Source organism: Variovorax sp. 05T418 (genome assembly GCF_056396385.1).
In genome coordinates this window covers 1-1,858 of record NZ_JBFTLJ010000040.1, presented here as the reverse complement: position 1 = coordinate 1,858, position 1,858 = coordinate 1, and the positions used below count along the sequence as shown (strand labels likewise).

Genomic DNA, 1,858 nt, shown 5'->3' with positions numbered 1-1,858 from the left:
TCCGAAGTCCGCAACCTGGCCCAGCGCTCAGGCGCAGCCGCCAAGGAAATCAAGGGCCTGATCGACGACTCGGTGGGCAAGGTCGACATGGGCAGCGCCCTCGTGGGCGAAGCCGGCAAGACCATGGCCGAGATCGTGGGCAGCGTGAAACGCGTGACCGACATCATCGGAGAGATCACGGCCGCGAGCCAGGAGCAGAGCACCGGCATCGAGCAGGTGAACCAGGCGATTGCGCAGATGGACCAGGTGACGCAGCAGAACGCGGCGCTGGTCGAAGAAGCCGCGGCCGCGGCGCAGTCGATGCAGGAGCAGGCCGCGAGCCTCGTGCAGGCCGTGAGCGTGTTCAAGCTGGACGGCCCGCCGCGCCAGCCCGCAACCGCCCTGCGCCAAACCAGCCCTGTCCATTACCACGCGCCCGAGGTGGCGCCCATCTGAGGCCGCGCGCCTCCTTCACTCCCATTCGGTATTCAAAGATGAACTTCCTTTCCAACATGCGCATCGGAACGCGCCTGGCCATCGGCTTCGGCCTGGTTCTCGCGCTGACCCTGGTCTCGGCCGCCTTCGCCCTGGTGACCGCCCGAAGCAATGCCGAGGCCACGCGCCAGATGATGCAGAGCCCGCTCGCGAAGGAGCGGCTCATCTCCGACTGGTACGTGCTGACCTACTCGGCCATCGCGCGCACCGCGATGATTGCCCGCACCACCGACGAGACGCTTCCCGTCACCTTTGCCGACGTCATCTCCGACAGCGTCAAGAAGGGCGGCGAGACCATGGCCAAGGTCGAGGCCCTGCTGGTGACCGACGTCGAGAAGTCGACCTTCAAGTCTATCGTCGAGCTGCGGGCCAAGTACCAGGCCGCCAAGGACGCGGTGCAGAAAGCCAAGGCCAGCGGCACTCCGGGCGAAGCGGAGGCGGTTTTCAAGAACATCTTCCAGCCGGCCGCCAAGGCCTATGAAAGCCGGGTGCTCGAACTGCTGGCGCTCGAGCGCAAGGCGATCGACGACATGAGCCATGCGATCGACGCGGCCAACGAGCGAGGCTTCAACCTGCGCATCGTGCTCACGGTGCTCACGCTGGTGATCGGCGCGGCCTGCGCCTTCCTGATCGCGCGCAGCGTCACGCAGCCGCTGGGCCGCGCGGTGAAGGTGGCCGAAACCGTGGCGAGCGGCGACCTGGGCTCGGTCATCGAAGCCGACTCGCGCGACGAGACCGGCCAGCTCATGCAGGCGCTGAAGCACATGAACGAGAGCCTGGCCAGGGTGGTCGGCGAAGTGCGCCAGGGCACCGACACCATCGCGACCGCATCGGGCCAGATCGCGGCGGGCAACCGGGACCTCTCGGCGCGCACCGAGGAGCAAGCCAGTTCGCTCGAGCAGACGGCAGCCTCGATGGAAGAGCTCACGAGCACCGTCAAGCAGAACGCCGACAACGCGCGGCAGGCCAACCAACTCGCGCTCTCGGCCTCCGAGGTCGCGGTGAAGGGCGGGGGCGTGGTGGGGCAGGTGGTCGATACCATGGCTTCGATCAATGCCTCGTCCAAGAAGATCGTCGACATCATCGGCGTGATCGATGGCATCGCGTTCCAGACCAACATCCTCGCGCTCAACGCTGCAGTTGAAGCCGCAAGAGCCGGTGAGCAGGGAAGAGGCTTCGCAGTCGTCGCCTCCGAAGTGCGCAACCTCGCCCAGCGCTCGGGCGCAGCGGCAAAAGAAATCAAGGGCCTGATCGACGACTCGGTGGACAAGGTCGAGGCCGGCAGCCGCCAGGTGGCCGAAGCGGGCCGCACGATGGACGAGATCGTCGACAGCGTCAAGCGCGTGACCGACATCATGGGCGAGATCACGGCGGCCAGCCAGGA

General features: G+C 66.6%; 2 protein-coding genes. Both read left to right on the top strand.

Annotated elements, in window-relative coordinates; genetic code table 11:
• Positions 1 to 435, top strand: a 435-nt coding sequence (locus AC1DMS_RS31640) for a methyl-accepting chemotaxis protein (protein ID WP_478182136.1), incomplete at its 5' end; no start/stop codon positions are given.
• Positions 436 to 473: 38 nt separating this feature from the next.
• On the top strand, positions 474 to 1,858 hold a 1,385-nt coding region (locus AC1DMS_RS31635), incomplete at its 3' end, for a methyl-accepting chemotaxis protein (protein WP_478182135.1).